At 64.2% G+C, this 21,026-nt stretch carries 21 protein-coding genes; 3 read left to right on the top strand and 18 right to left on the bottom strand.

What is annotated here, in order from left to right; all coding sequences use genetic code 11:
• Nucleotides 1–139 precede the first annotated feature (139 nt).
• From DNX69_RS02010 to DNX69_RS02055, 11 genes are all read right to left on the bottom strand, one after another.
• Entirely contained in the window at nucleotides 140–1,399 is a 1,260-nt protein-coding gene (locus DNX69_RS02010) for a phage major capsid protein (protein ID WP_110784358.1), read from the bottom strand.
• Nucleotides 1,400–1,507: 108 nt separating this feature from the next.
• A complete protein-coding gene (locus tag DNX69_RS02015) occupies nucleotides 1,508–2,047 on the bottom strand; it encodes a hypothetical protein (protein WP_110784359.1) in 540 nt (179 codons plus the stop codon).
• Entirely contained in the window at nucleotides 2,044–2,310 is a 267-nt protein-coding gene (locus DNX69_RS02020; protein ID WP_133255961.1) for a hypothetical protein, read from the bottom strand. Before DNX69_RS02020 ends, DNX69_RS02015 begins: the two co-directional genes overlap by 4 nt.
• A gap of 131 nt (nucleotides 2,311–2,441) precedes the next feature.
• Complete coding sequence (locus tag DNX69_RS02025) at nucleotides 2,442–3,122, bottom strand: HK97 family phage prohead protease (protein WP_110784361.1); 681 nt, start codon at nucleotides 3,120–3,122, stop codon at nucleotides 2,442–2,444.
• A gap of 86 nt (nucleotides 3,123–3,208) precedes the next feature.
• Nucleotides 3,209–3,388 (bottom strand): hypothetical protein, encoded by a 180-nt coding sequence (locus DNX69_RS02030; RefSeq protein WP_110784362.1) that lies wholly within the window; start codon nucleotides 3,386–3,388, stop codon nucleotides 3,209–3,211.
• Between the two features lie 4 nt (nucleotides 3,389–3,392).
• Nucleotides 3,393–3,593, bottom strand: a complete 201-nt coding sequence (locus tag DNX69_RS02035) for a hypothetical protein (RefSeq protein WP_110784804.1) — start codon at nucleotides 3,591–3,593, stop codon at nucleotides 3,393–3,395.
• Nucleotides 3,594–3,686: 93 nt separating this feature from the next.
• Nucleotides 3,687–4,280 carry a hypothetical protein gene (locus DNX69_RS02040; protein ID WP_110784363.1) on the bottom strand — a complete coding sequence of 198 codons (594 nt, stop codon included), beginning with the start codon at nucleotides 4,278–4,280 and terminating at the stop codon, nucleotides 3,687–3,689.
• Between the two features lie 116 nt (nucleotides 4,281–4,396).
• On the bottom strand, nucleotides 4,397–5,572 hold the full coding sequence (locus DNX69_RS02045; RefSeq protein ID WP_110784805.1) for a phage portal protein: 1,176 nt from the start codon (nucleotides 5,570–5,572) through the stop codon (nucleotides 4,397–4,399).
• Nucleotides 5,573–5,713: 141 nt separating this feature from the next.
• Entirely contained in the window at nucleotides 5,714–7,393 is a 1,680-nt protein-coding gene (locus DNX69_RS02050; protein ID WP_110784364.1) for a methyl-accepting chemotaxis protein, read from the bottom strand.
• Nucleotides 7,394–7,661: 268 nt separating this feature from the next.
• Nucleotides 7,662–7,814 (bottom strand): hypothetical protein, encoded by a 153-nt coding sequence (locus DNX69_RS26210; protein ID WP_165825164.1) that lies wholly within the window; start codon nucleotides 7,812–7,814, stop codon nucleotides 7,662–7,664.
• A gap of 238 nt (nucleotides 7,815–8,052) precedes the next feature.
• On the bottom strand, nucleotides 8,053–9,555 hold the full coding sequence (locus tag DNX69_RS02055; RefSeq protein WP_234826818.1) for a hypothetical protein: 1,503 nt from the start codon (nucleotides 9,553–9,555) through the stop codon (nucleotides 8,053–8,055).
• Between the two features lie 309 nt (nucleotides 9,556–9,864).
• On the opposite strand from DNX69_RS02055, the gene DNX69_RS02060 reads away from it, so the two are divergent.
• Entirely contained in the window at nucleotides 9,865–10,551 is a 687-nt protein-coding gene (locus DNX69_RS02060; protein WP_110784366.1) for a methyltransferase domain-containing protein, read from the top strand.
• Between the two features lie 209 nt (nucleotides 10,552–10,760).
• Here the strand turns inward: DNX69_RS02060 and DNX69_RS02065 are convergent, their stop codons facing one another.
• From DNX69_RS02065 to DNX69_RS02075, 3 genes are all read right to left on the bottom strand, one after another.
• Complete coding sequence (locus DNX69_RS02065; RefSeq protein WP_110784806.1) at nucleotides 10,761–10,931, bottom strand: Flp family type IVb pilin; 171 nt, start codon at nucleotides 10,929–10,931, stop codon at nucleotides 10,761–10,763.
• Nucleotides 10,932–11,035: 104 nt separating this feature from the next.
• Nucleotides 11,036–12,436: a TAXI family TRAP transporter solute-binding subunit gene (locus tag DNX69_RS02070; RefSeq protein ID WP_110784367.1), complete on the bottom strand. Its 1,401-nt coding sequence runs from the start codon at nucleotides 12,434–12,436 to the stop codon at nucleotides 11,036–11,038.
• Nucleotides 12,437–12,564: 128 nt separating this feature from the next.
• Nucleotides 12,565–14,154: an MDR family MFS transporter gene (locus tag DNX69_RS02075; RefSeq protein WP_110784368.1), complete on the bottom strand. Its 1,590-nt coding sequence runs from the start codon at nucleotides 14,152–14,154 to the stop codon at nucleotides 12,565–12,567.
• 213 nt (nucleotides 14,155–14,367) lie between these two features.
• Between DNX69_RS02075 and DNX69_RS02080 the strand changes: the two genes are divergently transcribed.
• Nucleotides 14,368–15,435: a linear amide C-N hydrolase gene (locus tag DNX69_RS02080; RefSeq protein ID WP_110784369.1), complete on the top strand. Its 1,068-nt coding sequence runs from the start codon at nucleotides 14,368–14,370 to the stop codon at nucleotides 15,433–15,435.
• Between the two features lie 72 nt (nucleotides 15,436–15,507).
• Here the strand turns inward: DNX69_RS02080 and DNX69_RS02085 are convergent, their stop codons facing one another.
• Both DNX69_RS02085 and DNX69_RS02090 read right to left on the bottom strand, forming a co-directional pair.
• Nucleotides 15,508–15,810 (bottom strand): BrnA antitoxin family protein, encoded by a 303-nt coding sequence (locus DNX69_RS02085; protein ID WP_110784370.1) that lies wholly within the window; start codon nucleotides 15,808–15,810, stop codon nucleotides 15,508–15,510.
• Entirely contained in the window at nucleotides 15,803–16,054 is a 252-nt protein-coding gene (locus DNX69_RS02090) for a BrnT family toxin (protein WP_110784371.1), read from the bottom strand. Before DNX69_RS02090 ends, DNX69_RS02085 begins: the two co-directional genes overlap by 8 nt.
• A gap of 131 nt (nucleotides 16,055–16,185) precedes the next feature.
• Here DNX69_RS02090 and DNX69_RS02095 point away from each other — a divergent pair, with 131 nt between their 5' ends.
• Complete coding sequence (locus DNX69_RS02095) at nucleotides 16,186–17,358, top strand: serine hydrolase domain-containing protein (protein ID WP_110784372.1); 1,173 nt, start codon at nucleotides 16,186–16,188, stop codon at nucleotides 17,356–17,358.
• A gap of 312 nt (nucleotides 17,359–17,670) precedes the next feature.
• On the opposite strand, the gene DNX69_RS02100 is transcribed toward DNX69_RS02095, so the two are convergent.
• Together DNX69_RS02100 and DNX69_RS02105 are read right to left on the bottom strand one after the other, a co-directional pair.
• Nucleotides 17,671–18,963, bottom strand: a complete 1,293-nt coding sequence (locus DNX69_RS02100; RefSeq protein ID WP_110784373.1) for a hypothetical protein — start codon at nucleotides 18,961–18,963, stop codon at nucleotides 17,671–17,673.
• Nucleotides 18,964–18,989: 26 nt separating this feature from the next.
• Nucleotides 18,990–21,026: a S8 family peptidase gene (locus DNX69_RS02105; protein WP_110784374.1), complete on the bottom strand. Its 2,037-nt coding sequence runs from the start codon at nucleotides 21,024–21,026 to the stop codon at nucleotides 18,990–18,992.

A 21,026-nucleotide genomic window follows, 5' to 3' on the forward strand; every position in this document is an offset into this window, starting at 1 on the left:
AAAACCCTGCCGCGATGCCCCTGTTGTGGCCTCGCGGCAGCATCAAGCCGGCGGCGGAAACTTATGACGCAGTAGTACTAACCCACCCTACACCCCTCCCCTCTCCCCCGCGCGGGAGAGGGCGAGCGGGCGCTGCGCTTCAGCTCGCCGCGAACTTCACCAGCTTGATGGCGTCGAAATCCTGGACGCCGCCGCCGACGCGCTTGGTGGTGTAGAACAGCACGTAGGGCTTCGACGAGTACGGGTCGCGCAGCACGCGCACGCCCTGGCGATCGACGATCAGATAGCCGCGGCGGAAGTCGCCGAACGCGATCGACAGCGAATTCGCCGCGATGTCCGGCATGTCCTCGGCATCCGCGAGCGGGAAGCCGGCGAGGCTGGCGCGGCCGCCGGCGGTGACCGGCGGCTGCCACAGATAGGCGCCCGAGGAATCCTTGAACTTGCGGATCGCCGCCTGCGTCCGCCGGTTCATCACGAAGCTGGCGTTCTGGCGATAGCCCGGCCGCAGCGCGTAGATCAGATCGATCAGCACGTCGCCGGGCGCGGTGGCGGCGAACGCGCCGGCGGCGCCGGTCGAGATGGTGCCGAGCTTGCCCCAGCTCCAGGCGCTGTTGGCCGCGGTCGGCACGGCGAGGAAGCCCTTCGGCTTACTGACGCCGTCGCCGGACACGAAGGCGATGCCCTCCTGCTCGGCGAACGCCTGGTCGATCTCGCCGGCCAGCCAGTCGTCGATGTTCACTGCAGAGTCGTCGAGCAGCGTCGCGGTCGCGGCCGGCATCGCATACAGCTCCATCGCCGGAAACGACAGCGCATCCAGCGACGGCGACGCGGTCTGCGGCCGGGCGTCGCTCTCGCCGACCCAGCCGGTCGCCGGCCCGGTGGTGACGAACGGCTTCTTGTACACCCCGCCGGAGATCTCGCGCACGGTGGCGAGCGAGCGGATCGGCGAGATCGCGGCGAGCCGCGCCGAGATGGTGTGCTCGAGCTCGGTCGGCACCAGATAGCCGCCGTCGGGATCAGAGCCGACCGACAGCGCCTTGGTCTCCAGCCGGCGCAGGCTGGCGGCCTCGCCGCTGCGCACATAGGCCTCGAACGCGCTCTTGTGCTCGCGCTGATCGGCGGCCGGCTGCGGTCGCTCCGCCGCAAGCTGCGGCCGCGCCGCCTTCAGGGCGAGTTCGTCGAGCCGGCGCTGCTGGTGATCCAGCGCGGCGTCGATCCGCGCCAGCTTCTCCTCGGCCAGCACGTCGCCCTTGCCAGTCTCGATCGCCTTCAGCCGCGCGTCGTTCTCGGCCTTGTAGTCCTCGAACGCGCGCATCAAGGCATCGAACACCTGCTGCGCATCGTCGCCGGCAAAGCCGGCCTTGGTCTCGGGAGCAGCACTGACGCGATCGTAGTTCATCGGTCTCTCCTAGTTGAAGCTTGGACGACAGCCAAACAAAAACGCCGCGGCGGAAGCCACGGCGTGATAACTAGCCAATAGAGTAAGTAAGTTCAGTAGAACGTTGTTCTAAGCGGGAACCAGCTTGTGAGATGCATGCCGGAAATCGCGGAAAGCACGGCCAATCGTCTCCATCTCGGAAACCCTCTGAACCGGCTGCTCGTCGGAGGCAAGATACTCAGCCATCGCCGAACGAGCCTTCACGCCCCAGATCGGATGGGTATAAGTCATGGCCATAAATCCAGCCTGACAAGCCTTTAAGAAGAGCTCCGTTGATTCCGGCTTCTGGGACACGAACAGGACCTCTTCTTGGCCAATCGCCCTCGCACTCTTCTTGGCCTCCACCAGTCTACGACTGTACACCATGTAAAGACCCATCGCGGCGTTCTTGTTAGCAATACAAGTGTTGATACCCTCGAGTAATTCGAGCCAGTCCTTCGGGATTTCGGTCTTCAGCGATTTCTTTGTTAGATTGAAAAACTGGTCGGACCAGTACTCGTAAGCTGTCAGCCGTTTAATTTCCATCTCGGCAAAACGCGCGTAGCCCAAGAACGCCAGTACCGACGCTGCGACAAACGCAAGTAGAAGAAGCGCATGTGGCAAAGTCATTTTACCTTCCCTCGTGCTTGCTGGATTGCGCTCTGGATGTTGGACTGCTTGCCTTCGACCTTTCTTTGTACGTCAAGCATCAAGCGGCGATGTTTCAAGACAATCTCTAAAGTCTTGTTAAACGCTTGGACTAAAGCCGGGCCCCGAATGATAAAGGCTACACCGAACGATAGAGTCAACACGAGTAACAGCGCACCACCGAGTCCGATCCGCTCGACCACTTCCGGCCACTGGCCTGGATCAATTGTAACGTTACTGTTCACAATATAGTTCCGACCTCAACATCGCTTCAAAAAAAACTTGAGAAAATCTGAATTACAGTCGGAATCGAGTTAAATCAACGCGACATTCGAAGGCGATCAAGAACAAATCGAGCACACACCAGGGCATTCGGCTAGCCCTCTGTGAAACGTACTGCCCGGCTGCGACTGATCCCTGCCAGCGCCTGTTTGCGGCCGGCGCGGGTGGACAGCGTCGCCGCGATCCTCCCGCGCCGGATCGGCGATGCCGGTGCCTCCGCGGCATCGTCCGAACGGGTCGGTACTACGTCCTGCACGCGGCGCCACGCCGCCTCCGCCGCGGCGCGCTGCGGCGAGGGCCGCGGCGTGTGCTTGACGGTCGCGATCCGCGCGCCGTTCAGCAGCGGAAAGGTGACGATCGAGATCTCCCAGAGATCGACCTGATACAGCCGCCGCACCCGCGTCTTCGGATCGATCTGGCCGCGCACCGTGCGATAGCCGATCGACAGCCCGTCGATCGCGCCGGCGCGGAGCAGCGCCAGGAGTTCACGGCCGCGCGCCACATCCGGGATCAGCCGGCCGCGGGCACGCAGGCCCCGCAGGTCTTCGGCCAGCTCCAGCCAGACCCCGACCGGCTCGGCCGGATCGTGCTGGAACAGCATCGGGATTTTTCGCAAGCCGCGCTGCTTCAGCGTCTGGGTGAAGGCGCCGGGCATCACCATGTCGCGGGCCTGGTCGATCTCGCCGAACAGGCTGGCATAGCCGTCGATGCTGCCGTCCTCGGCCAGCGACAGCCGCGCCGGCAGCGGCGCAGGCAAAGGCGACGGGGCGAGCATGTGCGGCCTCGCAGGATACGAGTGAGTTCGGATGGCGATGGAGAACGCTGGTATGCGCGGCGGAGTAGCCGCGGGCTGCGCGGCGGTTACTTCGCCCGCTTGGCCGAGCGCTTGCGCGGCGGCGGCTTGGGCGCGGCGCGCCGCGCCGCCGGCTTGCGATGCGCGCCGGCCAGATGCGCCAGGAACTCGCGGAAGATCGTCTGCGGATCCTTCGCCGATTTGGTCTCGGCGCGGCCCCGGTTCAGCACGGTGGAGAGCCGCTGCATCGCCCTACTCCTCGTCAATCGCCCGGCGCCGCGCGCGGCGGTTGAACAGCTCGAGCGCGTGGACGAAATCATCGAACCGCCGCACCGCCGCCGCCCACTCGCGAAGCACAAACCACAATCCCAAACTGGCGCCGACTGCCCACAGCAGCAAAGCCACGTGAGCGAGGTCACCGCGCTCGGAAAACATCTTGATCAGATCGGACATCGGCATCTCGCCCGCAGACACCCGCGTAGTGGGGAGTCGTCCACCCGCCGTCAGTTATTCGGCATCAGCAGAGAAACGTTCTGCGCTCGCAGCTCAGCGGCGCAAAAACCCGAAGCCGTCGCCGGGTGGCTGCTCGTTGATATCTTCATCCCGCAATACGCGTGGCTCCGGCCCGGGTTTGAAGAAACCCGGGAAAGGAAAGGTTTTCGGTGGAAGATCCTTGCCGTCGACCCATTCGATGCTGGTCGGTAGTTCGCCGTCCCGCTCCATGAACTCCTTCACGGCGGGCCACGCTTGCGCGTAGGGAATAAACAGACCGATCGGCCGCAAATCGCCCTGCAGCGTCCGCAACCACTCCTTGATCCGGCTCATGTCACCCTTGGAGTAACAATCAAACGGCTGCCTGATCCGGCCATCCCATTTTCGGTAGTACAGGAAAATGCCGAAATCCGGCGTGCCCACCATCGTGAGGCTCGCGGTAACCTGATCGATCCCGGGCTGGCCGTCGGTGCCGTACAATCCCGAAATCTCGAGCCCGAACTCGTCGTTTCCGTGCGGATCGGGAGCCCACGGATTCTCGGCCGGCGCCAGGAAGTAAGGCGCTAGCTCGCCGGGCTCCGGCCAACCGTCCGGGTCCAGATCTTGAAAGTAGATCCGTTTCCTCACTTCCTTCTCCAGACTTGCCATTCCCCCTGCCGCATCACGCTCGCACGACCTGATCTTGCCTCACGAATCGTGACATGAGGATTGCCTAATTGCAGTCCGACTTTCGGCAACAGGTGCAGCCTGCGAGCCGCCCGTCCTCACCCCAGCCGGTCGCCGCCATCGATCGGTGCGTAGCCGACCGCTTCGCGCTTTTCGTTCAGGGTGAGGAACGGCGCTGCCGTGACGCGATCCCACAGCGCGGTGCGGTCGGGCGACAGCGCGTCGATCCGGTCGGTGTCGATCACCAGGCGGACGCCGTCTCCGAATTGCGGCGACAGCCACTGCGCCAGCGCATTGCCGACCCGCGTCGCCAGCGGCAGCACGGTCTGGCGCACGAAGCTGCGGTTGGCTTCCTGGTAGTTCGAGAATGTGTTGTCGCCCGGGATGCCGAGCAGCATCGGCGGCACGCCGAACGCCAACGCGATCTCGCGCGCGGCAGCGTGCTTGGCCTCGAGAAAGTCCATGTCCTTCGGCGACAGCGCCATCGCCTTCCAGTCGAGCCCGCCTTCGAGCAGCAGCGGCCGGCCGGCATTGGCGGCGCCTGCGTAAGTGTTCTCCAATTCGCGCTTCAGCCGCTCGAACTGGTTCTCGCTGAGCACCGCGCCCTCCGGGCCGGCATATACCAGCGCGCCCGAGGGCCGCGCCGAATTGTCGAGCAACGCCTTGTTCCAGCGCGCAGCGGCGTTGTGGGTGTCGACCGCGACCGCGGCGGCTTCGAGCGGCGCCAGGCCGTAGTGGTCGTCGAGCGGATGGAAGAACGTCAGATGCAAGATCGGCGAAACCGGAACGGCATGCTGATCGAACCGCACGGTGCGGCCGCCGACGCTGTAGTCATACGCCTCCGCCCAGCCATCGGCGCCGGGGATCAACTTGATGCGGTCGGGGCGCAGCGCGTAGAGCCCGTGCACGGCCTCGCCGAGCGTCACCGCTTCGATATAGGCGTTGCCGGCGAGCAGCAGATGCGCGTACAGCGTCTCCAGCAGCGCAGCGCCGTCCTGGCGCGGGTTGGGGCGCGCCAGCAGCGCGGCGAGCGGATGCGCCTCCTTCTCCTGCGCGCCGTCGAACACACCGAACACGCAAGCCGCTGCATTCTCCGCCACCAGCCTCACGCAGCGATACACGATCGCGTTGCCGACATATCCCTCCCGCGCCAGGCCGGTATAGTCCCGCGGCGTCCACCGCGGCCGTCCGCCGAACCCCACCGCAAGTACCTGCGCGGTGCGCGATGTCTTCGCTTCGGGGGCTCCGAGAAACGCCTTAAGACGCTCGAGCATCGGCAAATCCATCTGACGCTCCTGGTATGAGGGAGTTCCGTTGCCGACGCCCCAAGATCGGGGCGGCCGAAAACACGAAGGCCCCGCGCACGCAATATCAGCGCGCCGCGAGGCCCTTGTTCAAAACGTTCAGGCGGAAGATTAGCCGGCTGCGATCCGCGCCGCCTCGGCGGCCGCGCGTTGCATGCTGTTCGACATCTCGCTGGTCACGGTGCTCTGCTCTTCGACCGCGGCAGCGGTCGAGGTGACGTATTCGCTGACCTCGTTGATCGCCTGCTTGATAGCGTTCAGCGCCGTGGCGACATCGCCGGAGATCGAATTGAGGCTGCTGATTTCCTCGCCGATCTTGTCGGTGGCCTGCTTGGCCTGATTGGCGAGATTTTTGACCTCGGCTGCGACCACCGCGAAACCGCGGCCGGCCTCGCCGGCACGCGCCGATTCGATGGTGGCATTCAGCGCCAGAAGGTTGATCTGGCTGGTGATGTTGTTGATCAGCTCGACGATGCCGCTCATCGATTGCGCCGCGCTGGTGAGGCGCTGCGCCTGGGCGTCGGCATTCGACACGCGATCGACGGCGCCGGCGGCGGTCTCGCGGGACTTGGTCATCGTCGAGGAAATCTCGCGCACCGACGCGTTGAGCTCCTCGGCGCCGGCGGCCACGGTCTCCATCATGCCGCGCACCTTTTCGTTGCCGATTCGCGCGAGCACCTGCTGGGTGACGTCGGTGGCGTATTTCACCACCTTGAACGGCTTGCCGTTGAGGTCGAGGATCGGGTTGTAGGACGCCTGGATGTACACTTCCCGACCGCCTTTGCCGATCCGCTTGTACTCCGCCGCCTGGTACTGGCCGCGGCTCAGCGCTGCCCAGAATTCGCGATACGCAGCTCCGTCGCGTTCGGACGGATCGACGAACATGCTGTGCTGCTTGCCCTTGATTTCTGCGATCGAGTAGCCCAGCGCGTTCAGGAAATTGTCGTTCGCATTGAGGATCGTGCCGTCCATGCTGAACTCGATGACCGCCTGCGATTTGCCGATCGCCTCGATCTGCCCGGCGAGATCGGCATTCTTCAACTTCTCAGCGGTGACGTCGACGGCGAATTTCACCACCTTGGCGGGCTTGCCCTTGTCGTCGAAGATCGGATTGTAGGAGGCCTGAATCCAAACCTCCTTGCCACCCTTTCCGATCCGCTTGTACTCGGCGGCCTGGTACTGGCCGCGGTTGAGCGCCGCCCAAAATTCGCGATAGGCGCCACTGTCGCGCATCGCCGGCTCGACGAAAATGCTGTGGTGCTTTCCCTTGATCTCATCCAGGGTGTAGCCCATCGTCTTCAGGAAGTTCTCGTTGGCGGAACGGATCGTGCCGTCCATCTCGAACTCGATTACCGCCTGGGAGCGGTTGGCGGCGGCGACCTGTCCGGCGAAGTCGACGTTCTGCAGGCGGATCGCGGCGTCCGCCCATTCAACCACGACGCCGGCGCGGCTGCCGTCGGGGTTGTTCAGCGGCGTCGCCACCAGATCGAAGCTCCGGGTGCCGACCTTGATAGTGGCGCGGTGCACCGAATTGAGCGCCTTCAGCATTTGGCGCTGATGGCTGGGATTCTTATGGAAGCCGTCGATATTGGTGCCGACCAGGGTATCGACGTTGAAATTCGGCATTTCCTTCTTCATGTCCGGCTCGGCTTCGCGCAACAGCGCGGTCACCGCGTCGTTCATGTAGACGATATTGAGATCCGCATCCGACACCATGATGTTGGCGGATACCAGCTTCGTCGCCATCAACGCCAGAGCGCCGGAATCCTTCTTCGAGCCACGTCCAAACATTCCGGGTCTCCTCGCATCCGATTTTCATTCGGCTGCGAAGAGCTATGACCGGAGGATCGAAAACAGAGGCTTAACTACACGTCTCGTAGTATTACCTAACAATTACCAATTCAAATGTTCGCAACCAAATGCTCGTCACACAATTCAACATTTCTGGTGCAGCAGCTTGATGCCTTGCCGATACGTACGCGCCGACGGCGCTTGAATTTTGCACCCGCCCCGTAAGAATACCACCTGCATCAACCGACGGTGCTTGCGACGGTTCGCCTCACACCCTGAACCACACGAACCAGATCACCCCCAGGATCATCACCGCGAGGCCGGTACTGATCGTGAGGAGTGCCAGAACCGAGGGACCGCGCTCCCCCTGCCGCGCTTCGATCGGATTCTCAACGATACGGCCATTCTCACGCGTCGCCATGCATCCCTCCCTGGTTGATCCGGCGCAGTCCGCACGCCATCGAGGGTCCAACGCGTCATCCCGATACCTGTTCCCGACAGGTCGCCTTCGCCCTCGCAAGAATATCAAGAGGAGGTATCGGCGCAGAACGCGCGTTGAACAACGCCGAAGCGCCCGACACGTCAGCGTCGCGCCGTCGTCCAAACCCAATTGTGGAGCATGGCCGAACCCTATGCGAGGAGCGTCACGCTGTCAAGGACTATTTTCTTAGAGCGGGACCCCGGGCAGCGTCCTGCTGCCGCGCCTGGCTGCCGAGCAGCAGCCCGGCGAGCAGCATCAGGAAGCCCATCGCGGGGGGCGCGAACAGCGCCTCCTCCTGGAACAGGCCGTTGGTCAGCACCACCAAGATACCGAAGGCCGCCATCCCGAGCAGCAGGACGCCTGAGCGCGCATAGAGTCGCCAGCATGCCAACGCCACCATCGCGTAAAAGCCGAGGGGGACCAAAGCCGCCACGCCCATCTGATACAGGAGGACGCCGACCGAGCTTTCGGCGGCGCCCTCGACCGCGCCGGCCTGCTGCGCGGCTTGCCAGTTGATGCCGGAGAAGCCCTCCGTCAGATTGCCGCCCAGTCCGATACCACGACCGAGCGGCGCGTGCAGGAACCCATTCCATCCGCCCATCAGGCCGATGACGTGATAGTCCCCGATCTGTAGTCCAGTGCGAATCACGAAGCCTGCATAGGCTGCGAGCACCACCACCGCGCCGCAGAGCACCAGCACGGGGCCGACCAGGATCGTCCCGATCCAGGCGGCGGCGACGAACAGCACCATGATCGCCGCCCCCTTGACGCCGCACAGCAGCATCAACACGAGCGCCAAACCGCCGAGCCCCCCCCGCCCGACCGCGAGCAGGAACAACGCGAAGAAGCCGACGCCGTAGGCGAAGCTGACCGGGCTGATATTCGGTCCGTACAGCCGCAACATCTGGCCGAGGCCGAGTCCCTTCAGCAGCGTCGTGTTGAAGAAATCGACAACGAACAGATCCTTGATCCCGACGATTACCTTGCCGGTGGCCCGCATTTCGCGCTCCCACACGCCGGAGTTTGTCGCCTTGATCTCCTCGAGCCGCCAGTAAGCGTGACCGTTGGTGATGTCCAGCCAGGCGTCGCGGAACGCGAATTCGATGCCGCCGCAGATCACGACCAACACGGCGATCACCACCACATAGGGCGTCACTCGGATCCGGTGGTTGGCGGCTGCCAGCAGCGCTAGCTGAAACAGCAACACCGGCAGCGCGATGTTGCGAAGATAGATCGCCGCGGCCTTCGGCTCACGGGTGAGCCCGATGACGAAGTACACGCCCATCACTGCGAGCACCGCGGTGCTCGTCAGCAGCAGCCGGTTCAGCATCGGCGATCGCCGCGAAACCGCCGCCCGCGCGAAAGCCACCAGCCACAGCACCGCACAGATCAGGAAATTGTAGCCCTTCAGGAATTCGAGTTCGGACGGCTCGGTCACGAGAGGTGAAAACAGCGACACGAACACGTTCTGAAACATCATCAGAAAGATCGCGATCACCGGTCCCTGAGCGGGCATCGCGATTGCGATCGCGATCGCGACCAGCGTCTCTACCGTAATGGCCAGCATCGGGCTGGCGACATGCAGCAGCGGCGAGCACGCCGTGGCGGTGAGCGCAACGACGAAGGTCAGAAGGATCCTGCCGAGCGGTTCGCCCGCGAGGGGGACATCGGCATTCGGCATCGCGTCGGATCGCGCATCAGGAACAGCGGACGTGCCGGCGAGCCGCATGGTTCGTGCCTCTGTTGCGCTGGTCGGTTGAACCACGAGCGATAGCACGCAACGCCAAAGAACCGGTTAACCATCGTGAGTTCCCCTCGCCCGCAACTCGCGGTCCGGCGCAACGTTAATCATTCGGCAAGAAACGTGGTGTGCGAGCCATCCGCTCGCGACCGTTGCGCTTGATTCGCGACACACGCGCATACTACGAAAATGGCTCAATCGAAGACGTCACCAACAAGGCGTCACTGAACCAGACTGGAGCGCGGGATCATGCGGAGCATCGGACAGATCATTGGCGACTACGACAATCCGAACAGCCTCGGTTCCAAGTTTCGGCGTCGGCGCAGCGCCCCGCTGCGGCGGATGATCGAAGCCGTCTACGCCGAAAAGGGCGAGGTGCGGATTCTCGATGTTGGCGGCATGGAATACTATTGGGATATGCTCGGCCCGGATTACCTCGCCCAGCACAAGGTCTCGATCGACCTGCTCAATCTGAAGGACGACATCCGTCCGGTGAAGAATCCGGAGTTCTTCCGGGCGATCGAAGGCAACGGCTGCGAGCTGCCGTTCCCCGATAACGCTTACGACATCTGCCACTCGAATTCAGTGATCGAGCACGTCGGTAATTGGCACAACAAGCTGTCGTTCGCGCGCGAGACGACACGCGTGGCGCCGCGCTACTTCCATCAGACACCGAACTTCTGGTTCCCGTGGGAGCCGCATCAGAGCATGGCGTTCTATCACTGGCTGCCGGCACCGATGCAGCTGTGGATCGCGCGGCATCACCGGCTTGGCTGGGCCAAGACCAAGGCACAGACGGTCACCGACGGGATGTGGGCAGTCGAGCACGCCAGCATGCTGGATCGCACCATGGTCGACAGCCTGTTCCCCAACGCCAAGATCATCGTCGAGTACTTTGTCGGCCTGCCGAAGTCATTCGTTGCGATGCGCGCCTGACATCATTCAGTTCCGGCCGGAGCAGAACCGAAGCTCGCTGCTCGAACGACGGCGGCGATCTTCCTGCTCCGCCCGATCCGCGTCGCACGACGTGGAATCCGCTGCCCTGATGCACGCGGCTCAAAGCAAAAGCCGGACTCCGGGGAATATCGCGCCCAGAACCGGCAAGACACCGGTCCGATCCGGCAGGACATACGCCGGCGCGAAAGCTACGGCTTCTTGATCGCGTCGCTGACCGAGGTGTATTTGGCGGTCACGTTGGTACCGAGCGTGGTGATCACGGTGACGATCACGGTGCTGATACCGGCTGCAATCAGGGCGTATTCGATTGCGGTGGCGCCACTGGTATCTGCTCGAAAACGGGCAATCAGTCGTCGCACCGAACTCTCCTGCGCTCGCACCCCGCGCTCCGACTATGATCGGAACGGCGGCACCCTAGAGGTGACAAGTTACAGGAGTCTTGATGGCGATCCGCAAAACGCCGTCATGGATCGGTGGCTCGCAGCGCCGCAGGATGTGCCGGCACCAGACCGGGCCCGGCTCCGGTCAGCGCCGCACGACGATCCGCCACCGCGTGGTGGAACTGCTCCAGCACCAGGCTGAACGGCTCGAGATCTTCGATCGCGCCGTCGTCGTAACAGTCGAGCGTATCGCGTAAAATCTTATCGATCTCGTGCTGCAGGGTGTCCAGTGCCTGAAGCGTCTCCGCTTTGCGCGCCTTGCCGATCATGGCTAGCGCCCGATCGCGCATCTTGGTGCCGGCCTCGCGCTCGTCACGGGTCAAGTAACTACGAAACCAGGCGCCGGCCGAGCCGAGGCCGGACAACAGCAATACCAATCCCCAAATGTAGTCGCTGTTGCGCTCCATGAAGGTGCGATCGGTACCGTCGATGAACGCCGCAGCGCCGCGATGCGCAGGGATCGCCGCGTCCTTCTCGGTGTCGGGCGCTTCGATCTTGCCGGCGAGCGGCATCTCCCGGGCGATCTGCTGACGCGCGGCGAAGATCTGCCGCGCCAGCTTGGTCACCATCACCGACGACAGCGACTGTCGCGCCACGATCAGATGGTTGACGCTGACGGTATCGACCTTGTCTTCCGGCCGCGCGGGCTGGGTCGAGAAGATGCTGGCGGGGATCTCTTCCGAATCGTAGATCGGGTATTTCTTGGCAATCGCGTCACCAACATCGATCGGCAGGAAGCGCAACTCGCCCCTCGCCTTCGCGGTCGCGGCGATCGCTTCCCCGGTGATCTTGCTGTCGAGCGGGCCGACGGCGAGGAAGGCATCGAGCGACGGATCGCGCGCCATCTCGGCGAGCTGGCCGGTAGCGAACTGTTCCTTGTGGACCTTGTCGGGCACCACGCCGGACTCGGCCAGAATGATGTCGAACAGTTTGACGTTGGCCGGCGTCCGTCCAATCACGCCGACCCGGCGGCCGGCAAGATCGGCAATGGTCTTGACCGACTTCTTCCCCTTCCCGGCGGATGACGGCGCCCACAGCACCACGACGTTCTTGCGCAGCACCGCCACCGCCTGTGCATCGGCCGGCAAATCGAGATCGGCGCGGGTCACGGCAAGGTCGGCCTTGTGATCGCGAAACGCGTCGATGCTCGGCGTCGCCCCGCCCGTCACCAATGGCACCAGCCGCACCGCAGCCCGATCCCGGGCAAAGCTCTGGGCCAGCGCCTGGACCAGCTTCAGATCATCGCCGCCGCCCGGCCCGACCGCGATCTTCAAGCTCACCGGCCGCAGTTCATAGAACACCAAGGCGAGGACGCCGACGGCTACCAGAATGAGAGTCAGCACCGTTGCCAACGCAAAGCGGGCACGATTGCGCCGGCGCCGGTTGCGGAACGTATCGTTGCTACTGCCTTCCGGGGATGCCATCCCGCCACCCGCTTCTTGCGCCCGAACGGCGCCAGCCAACGCCGTGCACCGAGCTTCCGGCCGTTGTGCGGCAGCCTACTCGATTTTCAGTTGCGGGGTATCAGCAAATCCGCCGGCCCTCAGGCGCCCTACTCTGGGAGCGCGAGCGTCGGCTCGGGGCCGGCGAGCTTACGTTCTTCCATCACCACGATGCACAGCGCCGAGGCCGCCAGCATCAGCGCCGCCGCGCCGAATACCCAGCGGAACGCCGCCACCATGTCGGCGGCTGCGACGTTGCCGGTGACGTGGCGATGCTCGCCGCCGCCGAGCTGAATGTCGCCGCCGAGCGCAATCAGCAGAATCGCCGTGAACGCCGCGACCGTGAACGAGGCCATCAGAGCCCGAAAGAAATTCATCGCGCCGGTCGCGGTGCCAATCTGCGGCCGCGGCACCGCGTTCTGGATCGACACCACGCTGACCGGAAACACCGTGCCGAGGCCGAGCGAACACAGCGACAGCAGCGTCAGGAACAGCCACAGCGGCAGCGGCGTCAGCAGCGCGATCGCCGCAGCCATCAGCGCCGCGAAGCTGGTGCCGAGGATCGCGATCCGCTTGTAGCGCTCGACATGCACCATCGCCCGGCCAGTGAACGCCGCGCCGAACACCGAGATCGCCGCGATCGGGATCAGCGCCAGGCCGGATTGGCTCGCAGTCAGCTGATACACCGCCTCGTAATACAGCGGCATGTGCACCGTCAGCGCGATCATCGCCCCCATGGTGAAGGCGCCGCCGGCCATCGCCCACGGGACGACCGTCCCGCTCATCAATTGCAGCGGCAGGAACGGCTCGCGCGCCCGCAGCGCGTGCCAGACGAAGCTCACCGCCAACAGCACCGCCGCGCCCGACAGCGCCAGGATTGTCGGCGACAGCCAGGCAAAGCGATTGCCACCCCAGGTCAGCACCAGCATCACCGCCATTGCCGCAGACATCAGCAGCACGCCGCCGAGCCAATCCACTTTGCGGCGGCGGTGATACACCGGGATCTTCGCCATCTTCGGCAGCAGCAACGCCAGCGCGCCGATTGCGAGCGGCAGGTTGATCCAGAAGATCATCGACCAGTGCAAATGCTCGGCGAAGAAGCCGCCGAGGATCGGCCCGCCGATTCCGGCCGATACCCACACGCCAGAGAAATAAGCCTGATACTGGCCCCGCTCGCGCGGACTGACGACGTCGGAAATCACCGTCTGCACGATCGGCATGATGCCGCCGCCGCCCAGCCCCTGCAGCGCGCGGCCGAGGATCAGGACCAGCAAACTCGGCGCCAGCGCGCACATCACGGAGCCGGCGACGAACAGGCTGAGCGAGACGATGATCATCACCCGCCGGCCGTAAATGTCGGCCAGGCTGCCGAACACCGGAGCGACTGCGGTCGAGGACAGCAGATACGCGGTGATCACCCAGGACAGGTTTTCGACGTCGCCGAACTGCCGTCCGATCGTCGGCAGCGCGGTCGCGACGATGGTCTGATCGAGCGCGGCGAGGAACATCGCCAGCAGCAGGCTCATCAAGATCGCGCGAACTTCGCCCTGGGTCAGCGCACCGGCCGGCGCTAGCGGCGGCGCGTCGCCGAGATTGATCACTTCGGTCGGAATGCTGGAGAGTTCGGCGGCGGCTTCGTCGGACAGCAGATGGTGGGGCGCGCCCACAGGTTGACGGCTCTGGCGTTCGGACATGCTCATGCGGGCGCGGAATCTCGTCGGGCTGAAACGATGCGGGGGACATTCGCCAGTGCATCCTACTAACGCATCCCCTGCTGGGACGACAGCAACGTCAGCGCATGGGTGCACCGCGTACCGCTGCCGGTCCATGGACTCGGGATATGATCAGCAGCCGGCGGAATGTTCCGCATGGCAAAATACGCCCACGCTTCGTGTGGGGAACGGAGGTCAGCCATGATCGGGTTCAAGCGACGTCTCCTCGCCACCTGCGCCGGCGCAGCCGCCATCGCGGGATTGTTATGGCCGCCGGTCGCCGACGCCTGCACGCGCCTGGTCTATCTCGGCGCCGACAATCAGGTGATCACGGCGCGATCGATGGATTGGGCGCGCGACATCGGCACCAATCTTTGGATCTTCCCGCGCGGCATCACACGCTCCGGCGAAGCCGGCTCCAATTCTGCACAGTGGACCGCGCGCTACGGCAGCGTCATCGCGTCGGCCTATGATGTCGCGACTTCGGACGGAATCAACGAAGCGGGGCTGGTCGCCAATGTGCTGTGGCTGGCAGAATCGCAGTATCCGCCGTTCGACGGCTCCAAGCCGGGGCTGGCGCTGTCGCTGTGGCCGCAATATGCACTCGACAACTTCGCCACCGTTGCCGAAGCGGTCGACGCGCTGGCCAAGGAACCGTTCACGGTCGTCACTGACAAGATGCCCGGTGAGCAGCGCATTGCCACGGTGCACCTGGCGCTGTCGGATGCCTCCGGTGACAGCGCCATCATCGAATACATCGACGGCAAGCAGGTGATCCATCACGGCCGGCAATACCAAGTGATGACCAATTCGCCGACCTTCGAGCAGCAGCTCGCGCTGAACTCGTACTGGCAGCAGATCGGCGGCACGGTGATGCTGCCCGGCACCAATCGCGCCGCCGACCGCTTCGCGCGGGCTGCGTTCTATGTCGGCGCGATTCCGAAGACACCCGACCCGGTGGAATCGATCGCCGCCGCATTCAGCGTAATCCGCAATGTGTCGGTGCCGTTCGGGATCTCGACGCCCGATCAGCCGAACATCTCCTCGACCCGCTGGCGCAGCGTCGCCGACCACAAGCGCAAACTGTACTTCTTCGAATCCGCGCTGACGCCAAACGTGTTCTGGGTCGATCTGACCAAGATCGATTTCTCCGCCGACAAGGGCGTGGTGAAGAAGCTCGACCTCGGCCCCGGCCAGCGCAACATCTTCTCCGGCGAAGTGCACGATCGCTTCAAGCCGGCGGAGCCGTTCAAGTTTCAGGGGCTGTGAGGTCCGTCGACAGCGCAACAACAGAGTCGAACTGCAGTCTCCGAGAGCTTCTCCGGAGACGAAACGTCGGGGTCACTTGATCTTGTTGATGCGACGCAGATCGGCGTCGATCCGCGACTGCCAGCCGGGACCTCCGGCCTTGTAGGTGTCGATCACCTCCGGCGACAGCCGCAGTGACACCAGTCGCTTGGTCGGCGCCTTGTTCGGACCGCGCCCTCGGCGGATCGACGCGGCGAGATCGGGAAGAACTTCGGCGAATGGCTTGGCCTTCGCGAGATCCTCGGCGGTCCATTCCGGATTGTCGCCGACCTCGTCCCAATCCTGCTCGCTGTAGCCGCGGCCGGGCTGAAACGTCTTCAACGTCTGCTTAGCCATCGATCAACGCCCTTTCTTTCCGGCTTGCCGGTCGCATACTGATGATACTGACTGCGTCACGCCCCAACGGCTTGAACACGACGGTGATCACTTCCCCACAGTTTCGACCAAACGCCAGAAGGCGGCTCGAATGCGAAGGTCGGATCACCGCGCCTTCGAAGAACTCCAAGTCGAGCGCGGCGAAATCGAGGCCGTGATGCACGATATTGGCGAGCCGCTTCGGCTCGTCCCAGACAATGATCATCACACCAACTCATTATAATGTATCTACAATAAAATCGGCGTCAAGCTGGGCGAGCGGCAGCAGACGGGCTGCCAGCATGGACCGTCAGCGGCCGAGCGCCTACATCATCCGAGTACCCACCTGGAGTTTGCATGCCCCGTTCCGATCTCGCCGCGCCGGAGGACGCAGCCGGCGCCACGCTCGCCAATTGGCGCGAGCTGCCGTTCAGCCGCTGGTCGTTCCGCAACATCGAAGCGCTGATCCCGACCGAACCAATTGCCAACGCGCCGGATAATATCTGGTCCCTGCCTACGGCACCGCGCGAGCTCACTGGCTTTCGCGTCCGCGCCCAGGGCGGCGAAATGCTCGACCGAGACGGTTTCCTCACCGCCACCGACACCGACGCGCTGGTCGTACTCAAGGACGGGGCAATCGCGTTCGAGGCCTATGCGAACGGCACCACCGCCACGACACCGCACATCATCATGTCGGCGTCGAAATCGATCACCGGGCTGATCGCCGGGATCCTCAGCGAGCGCGGCCACCTGCAGCTCGACGCTGAGGTGACGACACTGATTCCGGAAACGGCAGGCACCGCCTATCAGGGCGCGACGTTGCGGCAGATGCTCGACATGCGGACCGGCATTCTGATCGACCTCGACGCGCAGCGCGCCTATGCGGCCGCCGCCGGCTGGGATCCTGTGCCGCCGGATCGACCGCCGACCGACCTCAAGTCGTTCTACAGCAACCTGGCGATCAAGCCGCAGCCGCATGGCGGGCCGTTTCGCTACGTCTCAGCCAACACCGATCTACTCGGCTGGGCGATCGAACGCGCCACCGGCACCCGTTTCGCCCAGCTGGTTTCCGATCTGTTGTGGCGCCCACTCGGGGCCGAGCAGCCGGCCTCGATCACCACCGACCGGCAGGGCCAGGCACGCACCACCGGCGGCTTCAGCATGGTGGCCCGCGATTTTGCCCGGATCGGACAGATGGTTCTCGACGACGGCCTGCGCGACGGGCGGTCGATCGTCCCGTCGTCATGGATCGACGATCTGTGGCGTGGCGGCGACCGGGATGCCTGGCGGCAGGGAGAATGGCAGAGGTTGTTTCCGTACCGGAATTTCAGCTACCGCGGCGGTTGGTACGTGATCCACGACGAACCGAAAGCGATGTTCGCGATGGGAATCCACGGCCAGAACCTGTTCGTCGATCCGGAGAGCCGACTGGTGATCGCCAAGCTGTCGTCGCAGGGAGCTGCAGTCGATAACGCCGCCTGGGCGGTGACGCACCGTGCGCTGCCGGAATTCCGCCGCTGCCTCGGCTGAGCGGCATTCTCGATCAGTTCGAGCTGCTGCCCCGAGATCCGGCAGCCGCCCCCGATCGGAATTCCAATGGCGATCCGACGACAAAGAAAGAGGCCCGGTCGCCAATCGGCGCCCGGGCCCAAGTCTAGGGAGGAAACGCCCCAAGGAAGGGGACCGCGACGAACCGCATCGCGGATGTTCAGTATGTGACACACTTGCCGCGTGTATTCTATCTGGGCAAATCCCGAGTCCGGGAATGCCCCGATCGTAGTTTTACGGATGCGACCGTGCCCTGCACAGCAGCAATCGCGGACCGGCCGGGCTGGCCGCAGGTCAGGCCACAACCTTGTCGAGCAGGTCGATCAGATGCGGCTTGCCGTCGGCGACGATCTTCACCTTGGCGGCCAGTTCCGGATTGTCCGCGAAGAACGCGACCAACCCCTGCTCCTCCGCCGACCAGTCCGGCCGCACACCGCCCTTCGGCGGCTTGGCCCGGTTCGCCTCCTTTGCCTGCTGCTTGGTCCAGTCGGCCTCGCGCGCGGCATCGATCTCCTCAATTGGATAGGTCAGATGGATCGTGTAGTCGTCGTCGACACCGCGCGCATCGAGCAGCATCTGCAAGGTGGCGCGCTCTGGATTGCCGTGGTCGCCGTTACCGGAAAACACGTAGTGATCGGCCGTGACCCGTTCGAAGAACGACGTCTCCATATTGTTGTCGCTGCCGTGGTGCGGCACTTTGAGAATGTCGACGTGCAGCGTCTCCCCCTCCGCCAGCTTGCCGGCCATCTCGAGCCCTTCGATGATCTTGTCGCCGCGGGCGTCGCCGGTCAGCAGCATGGTCTTGCCGCCGCATTCGGCCAGCAAAACGATGCTCGACAGGTTTGGCACTGATTTGTCGACGAACGCAGCCAGCATCGCCGACGCAGTCGGTCTGGTGCCTTCGCTCTTGCGCCGCCGCAGCCATTGATCGTGCAAGTCCTGCAGGGCTTGCAGCTCTTTCTGCATCGGGCCGGCGACGGTGATGGACACGCAATTGAGATCGACCGGCGCAACCTCCGGCGCGGTGAGGATCAGCTTGCCCTTGAACTTGTGGTTCGGCTTCCAGCCGAGATCGGCAGCGTCGTCGCGCAGGGTCCGCCCTTGCGGCACGCTGGCGAGCACGGCCTGCGCCGCGGCTTCCTCCTCGTTGTCGCCGACCTCGACGCCCGCGAACAGATTGGCGTCGGCGCCGGCCAGGATCGAGGCGGTGCCGAAGCCGCTCGTCAGTTCGTCCGGCTTAGTCGACAGCAGATCGTCGAAACTGTTGTGCCACAGGCTGGTGACGGCGAGCCGGAGACCGGCCGCCCGTCTGCGCTGCTCGTGGGTCAGATCGAGGATGCCGCGAATATGGTCGTCGTCGATATGGCTGACCAGCACGACGTCGACCGGCAGCGGATCGGCGGTGTCGAGCAGCCCGGCGCGCTCGCGCGCTGCCCGCAGCTTCTGCAGCCGCGGCTCAAGCGACTGCGCGTACACCGTTGCCGGTCCGCCGTCGATCAGCATCACCCGCGGCCTGTCCTCGGTGCCGTAATGCAGCATCAGGCAATCGCCCTGCCTTGCTCTCAGCACATCCAGACTGAAATACATCACCCTGCTCCTACGCGTCGGTGCCTTCAGATCGACTGGAATGCACGCAGAACGTCCAGCATGCCGTGCCCCTGGAAGCTGCGTTCGCGGCCGAGATCGGTGGCGCTGGCGCAGAGGATTTGCTTCACCCGCCGCGGCTGGCCGATCAGTTCCTCGTAGCGCGCCAGCAGCATCGCGGCTGCGCCGCTGACATGCGGCGCCGCCATGCTGGTGCCGGACTCCGGCGCCCATCCGTGGTTCAGCACGGTGGAGTAGACCCGCTCTCCCGGCGCCACCAGATCGGGCTTCAGACGACCGTCGCCGGTCGGGCCGCGGCTGGAGAAAAAGCTGATGCCGTAGGTCTGCGGCCAATTGCCGTGAGTCGAGCCGACGGTGATGACGCCATCGCCATTGCCGGGATCGGTGATGCTGAAGGCGGCGTAGTTCTCGAACGGACCGTCGACGGTCTGGAACTTCTGAAAACCACGATTGCCCGCCGCAGCCACCACGACGACGCCACTCTCCACCAGCCGTTCGCATTCGTTGCACACCGGCGTCCGGCCGCAGGCGTAGTTGCGGACGTTGTGCGGAATCGAGAGGCTGAGATTGACGCCGTGCACGGTGATGTAGTTGTGCCGCTCGTTGATGTAGCGGATGTACTGCAACGCCGCGATCACCGCGAATTCGGTGTCGGCCGCGGTCTTCCCCAGCACACGGAAGTCGTACAGCCGGATATCCGGGCACATGCCGTTATAGGCCGAGCCGACGAGATCGCCGTCGGCGCCGATGATGCCGGCAACGTGAGTGCCGTGCGGATTGGTCGGCGGTGGCGGATCTTTCAGCGTGATCAGCTTCTCGACGTCGCCCCAATTGATCGGCCGCCGGTTCTCGGCGTCGGCAGCGACCTGCTTGAGATATTTCTGCGTCGCCTCGAACGACAGGCCGGTGGTTCGCGCGATGCGATCGACCTCGGTCGGCCCGACATCGTCGACCTCGCTGGTGACGATCTCGCGGATCCGGGTGAAATCGAAGGTCTTCTTCACCCGGCTCGTATAAACTGGATTGTTCGGATCGGTCGTCGCCAGTTCATCGATCATTTGCAACGCTGGATGGCTGCCGTCGATCCCGGAATCGATCACACCCCAGACGATCCGGTCGCACATCACCCGGAACAGCGACTGTGCCGCGTCGGCCTTCACTGCAGGGACCGAGCGATCGAGCGCGGTGTCGGCGCGGCGGTTCAGCGACACCTGGAAGATGTACCCCTCGGCCAGTGCGTCACCGGCGAGTTCGCCTATCTCGGAGCTCTTGCGCACCAGTTCGGCGAGATCCTCCTCGACCTTGGGATAGGCCTTGAAGATCTCATCGACGATCTCGGCGGCAAACGGCGCATACTGCGCGAAGGCCAGATCCTCGTCGAGTTCGGGCAAGTTGAGCAGCGTCGCGGCGCTGCCTGTCGCCTGCCCCGGCAGTTGATCTTCGGCACGCCGCTCGCGCTTGCCAATCCAGAAGATCAACCCGGCGAGCGCGATATAGCGTTCGAGCGATGAGTAGTTGTCGCGCTCGACATTGATCCCTGCCTTGCGGGTGGCGCCGGGCGGCGTCTGCAGCAGCTTGATCAGCGCCGCCCGGCGCTCCTCGACCTGTTTGATCCGGCCGGCGCCCTGCTGCTGCCGCCACCACAGCGTCAGCGGCACCAGGATGCACAGCACTTCGTCGAAATACAGCTCGGCTGCGACCAGCCCCTGCAGATAAGCGATCTTGGCGGATTCGAGCCGGCGCGACAGTTGCGCATCGACCATCTCGTTGCGCGATCTGTTCCAGATCGGCCGTCCAAGCCGGATCATGCTGGCGACGTCGGCGGCCGTCGCCTTGAAGTGCGGGGTGATCAGCACGTCCTGACGCGCGCCGGGATCGAGCGCATAGGCGGCCCAGACATCGCCGAGCAGCGGCGAATCCTGCAAGACCCGGCGATCGTCGGCGGGGCCGAGCAGGATGGTCTCGACGATCTCGCCGGGCAGCGAGAACTGCTTAGGCCGGCCGTCATCGCCGCTCGGCCATGAGGACACGTCGCTCCGCGCCAT

Origin of the sequence: Rhodopseudomonas palustris (genome assembly GCF_003226555.1) — a bacterium.
Classification (GTDB): Bacteria; Pseudomonadota; Alphaproteobacteria; order Rhizobiales; family Xanthobacteraceae; genus Rhodopseudomonas; species Rhodopseudomonas palustris_I.